The 9,095-nt window shown below is 68.9% G+C and carries 8 protein-coding genes; 3 read left to right on the forward strand and 5 right to left on the reverse strand.

The annotated features are described in order from the left end of the window. Positions 1 to 8 precede the first annotated feature (8 nt). The 3 genes from ttcA to H7U20_RS07985 form a co-directional block, all read right to left on the reverse strand. Positions 9 to 953: a tRNA 2-thiocytidine(32) synthetase TtcA gene (gene ttcA / locus H7U20_RS07975; RefSeq protein ID WP_199519062.1), complete on the reverse strand. Its 945-nt coding sequence runs from the start codon at positions 951 to 953 to the stop codon at positions 9 to 11. Beyond that, positions 950 to 1,348, reverse strand: a complete 399-nt coding sequence (locus H7U20_RS07980) for a dihydroneopterin aldolase (protein WP_199519063.1) — start codon at positions 1,346 to 1,348, stop codon at positions 950 to 952. The genes ttcA and H7U20_RS07980 overlap by 4 nt, the downstream gene beginning before the upstream one ends. Before the next feature lie 61 nt (positions 1,349 to 1,409). Further along, on the reverse strand, positions 1,410 to 2,216 hold the full coding sequence (locus tag H7U20_RS07985; RefSeq protein WP_199519064.1) for an SDR family oxidoreductase: 807 nt from the start codon (positions 2,214 to 2,216) through the stop codon (positions 1,410 to 1,412). A 73-nt stretch (positions 2,217 to 2,289) separates the two neighbouring features. On the opposite strand from H7U20_RS07985, the gene H7U20_RS07990 reads away from it, so the two are divergent. Both H7U20_RS07990 and H7U20_RS07995 read left to right on the forward strand, forming a co-directional pair. Then, a complete protein-coding gene (locus H7U20_RS07990; RefSeq protein WP_199519065.1) occupies positions 2,290 to 3,441 on the forward strand; it encodes a class I SAM-dependent methyltransferase in 1,152 nt (383 codons plus the stop codon). A gap of 117 nt (positions 3,442 to 3,558) precedes the next feature. Next, positions 3,559 to 4,557 (forward strand): J domain-containing protein, encoded by a 999-nt coding sequence (locus tag H7U20_RS07995; RefSeq protein WP_199519066.1) that lies wholly within the window; start codon positions 3,559 to 3,561, stop codon positions 4,555 to 4,557. 172 nt (positions 4,558 to 4,729) lie between these two features. Here the strand turns inward: H7U20_RS07995 and H7U20_RS08000 are convergent, their stop codons facing one another. Beyond that, positions 4,730 to 6,496, reverse strand: coding sequence for a methyl-accepting chemotaxis protein (locus H7U20_RS08000; RefSeq protein WP_199519067.1), 1,767 nt, complete (start codon positions 6,494 to 6,496; stop codon positions 4,730 to 4,732). A 40-nt stretch (positions 6,497 to 6,536) separates the two neighbouring features. Beyond that, a complete protein-coding gene (locus tag H7U20_RS08005; RefSeq protein ID WP_199519068.1) occupies positions 6,537 to 7,040 on the reverse strand; it encodes a chemotaxis protein CheW in 504 nt (167 codons plus the stop codon). 318 nt (positions 7,041 to 7,358) lie between these two features. Between H7U20_RS08005 and H7U20_RS08010 the strand changes: the two genes are divergently transcribed. Further along, on the forward strand, positions 7,359 to 8,939 hold the full coding sequence (locus H7U20_RS08010) for a DUF3369 domain-containing protein (protein WP_199519069.1): 1,581 nt from the start codon (positions 7,359 to 7,361) through the stop codon (positions 8,937 to 8,939). Positions 8,940 to 9,095: the final 156 nt, after the last annotated feature.

The raw sequence follows: 9,095 nt of genomic DNA on the forward strand, positions 1-9,095 counted from the left end.
CGCCGGTGTTACAGCGGCTGCAACGGGATCATGCCCGGCAGCGTGGTCGGCGTCGCGCAGGGCTCTTCGTCGAAGGCGATGTCGCCCAGCGGGTTGGCCACGCCGTCGGCCTTGATGTCGGCGAAGCCGAACAGGTCGCGGTCCATCAAATGGCTCGGCACCACCGTCGACAGCGCCGAGAAGATGCTTTCGACGCGGCCGGGGAACTTCTTCTCCCAGTCGCGCATCAGACCCTTGATCTGCTTGCGCTGCAGGTTCTCCTGCGAGCCGCACAGGTCGCACGGGATGATCGGGAAGCCCTTGACGGCGGCGTAGCGCTCGCTGTCCTCCTCCTTCACATAGGCCAGCGGCCGGATCACCACGTGCTTGCCGTCGTCCGACACCAGCTTGGCCGGCATGCCTTTGAGCTTGCCGCCGAAGAACATGTTGAGGAAGAAGGTTTCGAGGATGTCGTCGCGGTGGTGGCCCAGCGCGATCTTGGTGGCGCCCAGCTCGTCGGCGACGCGGTACAAAATGCCACGGCGCAGGCGCGAGCACAGCGAGCAGGTGGTCTTGCCCTCGGGGATCAGGCGCTTGACGATGCTGTAGGTGTCCTGGTTTTCGATGTGGAAGGCGACGCCCAGCTCGGTCAGATAGGCCGGCAGGATGTGGTCGGGGAAGTTCGGCTGCTTCTGGTCCAGGTTGACGGCGATGATCTCGAAGTCGATCGGCGCGCGCTCGCGCAAGGTCATCAAAATGTCGAGCAGGGCGTAGCTGTCCTTGCCGCCGGACAGGCAGACCATCACCTTGTCGCCGTCCTCGATCATGTTGAAATCGCCGATCGCCTGGCCGACCAGGCGGCACAGCCGCTTGTGCAGCTTGTTGTTCTCCAGCGCGGTCTTCTCCATCGACTTGACGCTGGCGACCGGCGCGGCCGGCGCGCCGTCGTTCAGGTTCTCGATGACGGCGTTCATACGTTGTCCTTGATCTGGAACACCTCGACGCCGACGCCTTCGCAGTCGGGATACACGTCCGGCTTCATCGTCGAGACGCGGGCGGCGCGCACGCGCGGGTGGGCCAGCATGGCGCGCACCACGTCGTCGCACAGGCTTTCCTGCAGTTGCACGTGGCCCTGGGCCATGCGCTTGGCGATGGTCTCGCGCATGAAGTCGTAGTCGACCACCTCGTCGAGCTGGTCGTCCTTCGGCGTCGACACGGCCAGCGGGATGTACAGGTCGACGTTGATCAGGACGCGCTGCTCGCCCTTTTTCTCGAAGTCGTGCACGCCGATGTTGATCAGCACTTCGTAGTTGCGCAGGAACAGGCGGCGGCAGTCGGACAGGCGGGGGTGGTAGAGGGCGGACAACATGGTTTTACCTTTTTTCGGGGATACGGATACGGTTGGATTCGGTGCGGTCGTTTGCTGCGGCTCAAGTCAAAAACATCACGTCGCGGCTCAGCGGCGTCAGGTGCTGGCCGCCGTCGACCAGCAGGGTGGTGCCGGTCAGCGCGCGGGCGCCGGCCACGTAGACCACGCTGGCGGCGATGTCCTCCGGCGTGCTGGAGCGGCCCAGCGGGGTGCGCCGGTGCGCCGCCGCGAACTGTGCCTCGCTTTGCTCGCCGGACACCAGGCTGATGCCCGGCGCGATGCCGACCACCCGCACGGTCGGCGCCAGCGCCTGGGCCAGCAGGGTGGTGGCGGTGTGCAGCGCGGCCTTGGACAGCGTGTACGACAAAAAATCAGGATTGAGATTGTACAGTTTTTGGTCGAGCAGGTTGACCACCACGGCTTGCTGGCCGGCTGGCGTGGCCGCGTGCAGGGCCTGCGCCAGCAGGATGGGCGCGCTGAGGTTGGCGCGCATGTGCAGGTCCAGCCGGGCCGGGGTGAAGTCGGCCGCGCTGTCGTAGTCGAACAGCGAGGCGTTGTTGACCACGCAGCTGACCCGGCCCAGCGCGGCGGCGGCGCGCGGCAGCAACTGGCGCACGGCGTCCTCGTCGGCCAGCTCGCATTGCAGGGCGACGGCTTGCCGGCCCAGCGCGGCGATGGCGGCGACCAGCTCGGCCGCCTCGGCCTCGGCGTTGCGGTAGTGCACCGCCACGTCCCAGCCGGCGTGCGCCAGGGCCAGCGCGATGGCGCGGCCGATGCGCCGGCCGGCGCCGGTCACCAGCGCCACCGGCGCCACCGGCGTCGCTGCGGCCGGCGCGGCCGGGGTGGATTGTTGTGTTGCTGTCGTCATGTACTTTGGTCTTTTCCTGGTTGGCCGGCGGCGGCGCTGGCGGTCGGCGGCGCCGATTGGCTACAATGCCGGTATGTCCCTACCCGCACCCACCCCCGACGCGCTGGCCGCGTCCCACGCCCTGCAGCAGTTGATCGCCGCCGAGATCGAGCGGCACGCCGGTGCCATTTCCTTCGCCCGCTTCATGGAGCTGGCCCTGTACGCGCCCGACCTGGGCTACTACAGCGGCGGTGCCGCGAAACTGGGTAAAGATGGCGATTTTACAACCGCGCCCGAGATGAGCACCCTGTTCGGGGCCGCGCTGGCGCATGTCGCAGCCGCTATTATGGCGCAAAGCGCGCCACGGATTCTCGAATTCGGCGCCGGCACCGGCAAGCTGGCGCTCGACATCCTGACCGAACTGGCCGCCGCCGGCGTCGCCGTCGAGCAGTACGCCATCGTCGAACTGTCCGGCGAACTGCGCGCCCGCCAGCAGCAGGCGCTGGGCGATTTCCCCCAAGTGGTCTGGCTGGACGACTTCCCGCCGTCCTTCTCCGGCGCGGTGCTGGGCAACGAGGTGCTCGACGCCATGCCGGTGCAGCTGGTCAGCAAGCATCCGGACGGTTGGCGCGAGTTGCAGGTGACGGTGCGCGACGGCGCCTTCGGCTGGCTCGAGGCGGCGGCCGACGCCGCGCTGCTGGCGCAGATCGAACGGCAGATCCCGGAACACCAGGCGCTGCCGGTCGGCTACGTGACCGAAGTGCACGGCCTGGCCTGCGGCTTCATGGCCTCGCTGGCGCGCATGCTGGGCGCCGGCGGGGGCGGCGCCGCGCTGCTGTTCGACTACGGCTTCCCGGCGCACGAGTATTACCTGGGCCAGCGCGCCGCCGGCACGCTGATGTGCCACTACCGCCACCACGCCCACGCCGATCCGTTTTACCTGCCCGGCCTGCAAGACATCACCGCCCACGTCGACTTCACGGCGATGGCGCTGGCGGCGCAGGACGCCGGGCTGGACGTGCTGGCCTATATGAACCAGGCCGGCTTCCTGGTCGGCGCCGGCATCGGCGAGCTGCTGCTGCGCACCGACCCGGCCGACGCGCGGCGTTATCTGCCGCAGGCCAACGCGCTGCAAAAGCTGGTGTCGCCGGCCGAGATGGGCGAGTTGTTCAAGGTGCTGGCGGTGGGCAAGGGCGTCGAGCTGCCGGCCGCGTTGCTGGTGGCCGACCGCAGCCATCGACTGTGATTGAAAAGCATGGTTGGCAAAACCGCCATGACATGGCGCATGTCGACTTTGCGTTTTGCCGGCCGGGATCGGCTATGATGGTCGGATCGCGGCGCGCTCGTTAAACTAAATGGACCGATGGGAAAGATACACACTCACTATGACAACCTGAAGGTGTCGCGCATGGCGCCGCAGGAAGTCATACGTGCCGCCTACAAGGCGCTCAGCCAAAAATACCATCCGGACAAAAATCCGGGGGATGAGAAGGCTGCGCGCATCATGGCCATCCTCAACAGCGCCTACGGCACCCTGTCCGACCAGCAGCGCCGCAAGGAGCACGACGAGTGGATCGCCGCCGAGGAGTGGGAGATCGAGTGGCTTGAGAGCACCCGCCACGAGGAGGGGCGCCAGCGCGGCGACGCACCGGCGCAGGCCTGGAGCGACGGCGACGACGAGGCGCGCATGCCGCGGCCACGGCGGCGCAACTGGCCGTGGTGGGTCGGCCTGGGCTTGTGCCTGGGCCTGGGCTGGACCGGCGGCGCGCTGATGGTGGCCGAGCCGCGCCAGGTGGCCACCCTGCTGGTCTCGGCCTGGGACGGCAAGGGGGAGTTGGCCGGCGGCGCCCGCGCCGAGAGCCGCGGCGCGGCGCCGACGCGCGCCGAGCTGCGCGTCGAGCCGAAAGCCGAGGCGCCGCCCGACGGCTGGGCCGTGGGCCGGCCGTACTCCAGCGAGGCCGGCATGGCCAAGATGGCGCCGATCAAGGTGGTGGCGCTGTCGCAGGTGGTGCTGCCGGGCGCGGCGGCCGACTGCGAGGCGCCCAGCCAGACGCTGATGTCGCCCAACGGCGAACCCTGGCCGACCCGCTCCGGCTACATCGACGGTTTTCCGGTCGGTAACAAGGGGGAGGACATGCAACTGACCTTGGACAACGCCAGCAACGCCTCGGCCGTCTTCATCAAGGTCTACGACATGGAGCGCCACGCCAATGTTCGCTACGCCTTCGTGCAGGCGCACGACAAGTTGCTGGTCGACCAGCTGTCCAGCGGCAAGTACGAGATCCGCTACCAGAACCTCGACATCGGCGCCGAACAGACCGGCTGCGAGGGCCAGCGCAAGACCGCCACCGCCAGCAACTGAGATGCGGCTTGGTGCCCCGCCTTGGTGCCCCGCCTTGGCGCCCCGCCTCTGCTCGCTACGCTAGCTTAAGCAAACCCGACGGCGCAAATCTAGGATCGGACCCGCCGGGTCCGACCCTGGCCTTACGCCGTCGGGTTCGCTCAACTCAGCGGTATCCAACTCTTTTCCCGGGTTAGAACTCCTCCCACTCCGACTCGGCGCTGGCCTTGGGCTTGAGCTTCGGTTTGGCCGCCGTCGCGGCGGCTGTGGCTGTGGCTGCGGGCGTTGCCGCCGGCCTGGCCTTGGCCGGCGCCGGACGGGGCGCCGCCGCCGCCGTCACCACGCTCAGCGGCGCCTGCGCCGGCGCCGCGCGGGCCACCTGCGCCGGCGCGCCCTGGTTCTGGCCCTGGCCCTGGCCGTCGGCCAGCTTGAAAATGCTGACCGAACGCGACAGCGTGCCGGCCTCGTCGAGCATGCTCTGCGCGGCGGCGGCGGCCTGTTCCACCAACGCCGCGTTCTGCTGGGTCATCTCGTCCATCTGCGCGATGGCCTCGTTGACCTGTTCGATGCCCAGGCTTTGCTCCTGGCTGGCCGAGGTGATCTCGGCCATGATGTCGGCCACCTGCTTGACCGAGGTGACGATCAGGCCCATGGTCTGGCCGGCCTCGTCGACCAGGGCGCTGCCGCCGTCGACCTTGGCCACCGAGTCGTCGATCAGCCCCTTGATCTCCTTGGCCGCCGTGGCCGAGCGCTGCGCCAGGCCGCGCACCTCGGCGGCGACGACGGCGAAGCCACGGCCCTGCTCGCCGGCGCGGGCCGCCTCGACGGCGGCGTTGAGCGCCAAAATATTCGTCTGGAAGGCGATGCCGTCGATGACGCCGATGATGTCGGCGATCTTGCGCGAGCTGTCCTTGATCGAGCCCATGGTCTGCACCACCTGGGCCACCACCTCGCCGCCGCGCAGCGCCACCGACGAGGCCGAAATCACCAGTTGGTTGGCCTGGCGCGCGTTGTCGGCGTTCTGCTTGACGGTGCCGGTCAGCTGCTCCATCGAGCTGGCGGTCTGCTCCAGCGAGCTGGCCTGCGACTCGGTGCGGCCCGACAGGTCCAGGTTGCCCGAGGCGATCTGGCCGGAGGCGGTGGCGATGGTGGCCGTGCTCTGGCGCACCTCGCCGACGGTGCGCGCCAGGCTGGCGTTCATGTCGCGCAGGGCGCCCAGCAGCAGGCCGGTCTCGTCGCGCGAGCGCGTCTCGATGCGGGTGGTCAGGTCGCCGGCGGCGACCGACTGGGCGATCGCCACCGCCTCGTTGAGCGGGCCGGTGATCGAGGCGGTGATCCAATAGGCCAGCGCGGCCGACACCAGCAGCGCCGCCACGCCCATGGCGATCATCATCAGGCGCGAGAAGTCGATGTCGCCGGTGGCCTGGCGGCCGCCGTCCTCGATGTCGGTCTTCTGCTGCGCCACCATGGCCTGGGTCAGCTCGAGCAGGCCGTCGAGCGCCGGGAAGGTCTCGCTGTTCATCAGCGCCGCCGCCTTCTCCTTGTCGTCGGCCTCGACCAGGTCGGCCACCTTCAGGAAGGAGGTGGTGTAGGCGGCGCGCGCGGCGCCGATCTTGCCCAGCAGCGTACGCTCGCCCGGCGAGTCGGTCAGCTTGTCGAGCGTGGCCAGGGCGGCGTCGATGGCCTTCTTGTCCTGGTCGATCCGCTCGTAGCTCTTGGCGCGCAGGGCCTTGTCGCTGATGAACAGCGCCAGGGTGCGGCGCGCGTCCTCGCGCGCCGCCGAGTCGATGGTCTCGGCGGCCGAGGCGCTGGGCCAGTCGCGCTCGACGATGGCCTTGGTGCTGCCGCTGATCGAGCCGAAGCGGCCGATGCTGGTGGCGTTGGTGACCAACATCATCAACACCAGCAGGCCGAAGCCGGCGGCCAGCCGGGTCTTGATCTTCATTTGGGCGAGGTGCATGGCGGTTCCCGGGGTGGCGGTGGCGCGGGCGGGCGGGCCGTCAGGCGGCCTGGGCGTCGATCAGGCCCATCTCGGCGCTCGACATCAGGCGGTCGATGTCGACCAGGATCAGCATGCGCTCGTCGATGGTGCCCAGGCCGATCAGGTAGTCGGTGCTGAAGGCGCTGCCCATCTCCGGCGCCGGCTTGACCTGCTCGGGCGTCAGGGTGGTCACGTCGGACACCGAGTCGACCACCATGCCGACGATGCGGCCGCCGATGTTGAGGATGATGACCACGGTGAACTGGTCGTACACCGGTTCGCCCAGGTTGAACTTGATGCGCATGTCGACCACCGGGATGATGATGCCGCGCAGGTTGATGACGCCCTTGATGAAGGCCGGCGCGTTGGCGATGCGGGTGACCGCCTCGTAGCCGCGGATCTCCTGCACCTTGAGGATGTCGATGCCGTACTCCTCGGAGCCGAGGGTGAAGGCGAGGTATTCGTGGCCGGCGATCTCATTGCCGGAGACGTGGGTGCTGGTGTGGCTGGTGGATTCTTGCATGGTATGGTCCTTGTTAAAAAGACACCGCCGGGCGGGTGCCCCGGCACGCGGCCCGGGCGCTTGGGCGGCGGTGGTAGTTCGGTGAGTCGGGCGGCGACTCGCAACCATGACACTGTGTCGTCAAAGAGTAGCAGAGTCGGCGCCCGATGACGAGCGCGGCCGACGGGCTTTTTGCATTTTGTCGCCGCCGCCGCCGGCGCGGCCCGGCGCACGGCCGCGAAGGGGGTTGTCACGCTGGGCGAATCTGATTATGCTAGGCTCAGGACGGTCGCAGGCAGCCGCCGGGCGAGAGCCGAGTTCGCACCCCCAGGAGACCGTATGACCGATTCCACCGCTGACGACAACTGGCTGATCGACGAGGACGAGGAGGAGGCCAAGCCGGCCGGCCTGCCGGCGCCCGACCAGCGGTTGTGGCGCGTGCTGATCGTCGACGACGACGTCGACGTCCACGCCGTCACCCGGCTGGCGCTGCGCAACGTCAGCTTCAAGGGGCGCGAGCTGGAGTTGTTCTCGGCCCACAGCGGGCGCGAGGCCTTCGACATCCTGCGCGACACGCCCGACATCGCCCTGGTGCTGCTCGACGTGGTGATGGAGACCGACGACGCCGGCCTGATCCTGGCGCGCCGCATCCGCGAGGAGCTGCACAACGCCATCGTCCGCGTCGTGCTGCGCACCGGCCAGCCGGGCCAGGCGCCGGAGCAGCGCGTCATCATCGAATACGACATCAACGACTACAAGGCCAAGACCGAGCTGACCACGCAGAAGCTGTTCACCACGGTGATCTCGGCGCTGCGCGCCTACGAGAGCCTGAACATGCTCGAGCGCAGCCGCATCGGCCTGGGCAAGATCCTCGCCGGCGCCACCAATCTGTACCAGATCCATTCGCTGCGCGAGTTCGCCTCCGGCGTGCTGAACCAGGTGTCGGCGATCCTCGACGTCGGCTCCGACGGCGTGCTCTGCCTGATGCAGGGCGACACCGGGGTGACCACCGTGGTGGCCGCCACCGGCGGCTATTCCTCGCTCAACGACGCCGAGCTGATGCCGGCCGGGCACCCGCTGTGGCCGACCATCGCCAAGGCCTTCGCCGAGAAGAAGAGCCAGTTCGAGCATCCGGCCAACGTGTTGTTCATCCACACCCAGGAGAACCGCGAGGTGGCCATCTCGGTCACGCCGCCCTGGCCGCTGGCGCAGATCCAGCGCGACCTGCTCGAGGTGTTCTGCCAGCGCATCGCCGCCGCCTTCGACAACCTGTACATGTTCGGCCAGTTGCGCAAGGCGCAGGAGGCCACCGTGGTGGCGCTGGCCGACCTGGCCGAGTTCCGCGACAGCGGCACCGGCGGCCACGTGCGCCGCGTCCAGCAGCTGTCGGCCGCACTGGCGCAGCGCATGAAGGCGCGCGGCGCCTACGAGGAGCAGATCACCCCGCAACTGCTCGACATGATCGGCCTGGCCAGCATCCTGCACGACGTCGGCAAGGTCGCCACGCCGGACCACATCCTGCTCAAGCCGGGCATCCACACGCCGGAGGAGCGGGTGCAGATGCAGACCCACGCGGCGGTGGGCCGCTCGATCCTCGAACGGGCCGCCAACATGGTCGACGGCGTCAGCTACCTGACCTACGGCGCCGAGATCGCCGGCGGCCACCACGAGCACTTCGACGGCGCCGGCTACCCCAACGCCCTGGCCGGCCAGAACATCCCGATCTCGGCCCGCATCGTCGCCGTGGTCGACGTGTTCGACTCGCTGCTGCACGAGCGCCCCTACAAGGAGCCGTGGCCGCACCCCGAGGTGATGAGCTACATCGGCGAGCGCGCCGGCAAGCAGTTCGACCCCGAGGTGGTGGCGGCCCTGCTCGACCTGATCGAGCGCGACCCGAGCATCGGCCACACGCCCGACTAGCGCCGGCCGGCCCGGCCGGCCGGCGGACCGCCGCGCCGGCTGTGCACTTGGGCGGCGAAAACTCACCAAATCCCACCTTGCGGCGCGCCGTCCCGGCGCCGCCGTAATATACTTTGTGGAAGCCGGCCGCGTGCCGGCCGCGGGGGGGGGGGGGGG

The sequence above is a fragment of the Rugamonas violacea genome (assembly GCF_016461825.1).
Lineage (GTDB): Bacteria > Pseudomonadota > Gammaproteobacteria > Burkholderiales > Burkholderiaceae_D > Rugamonas.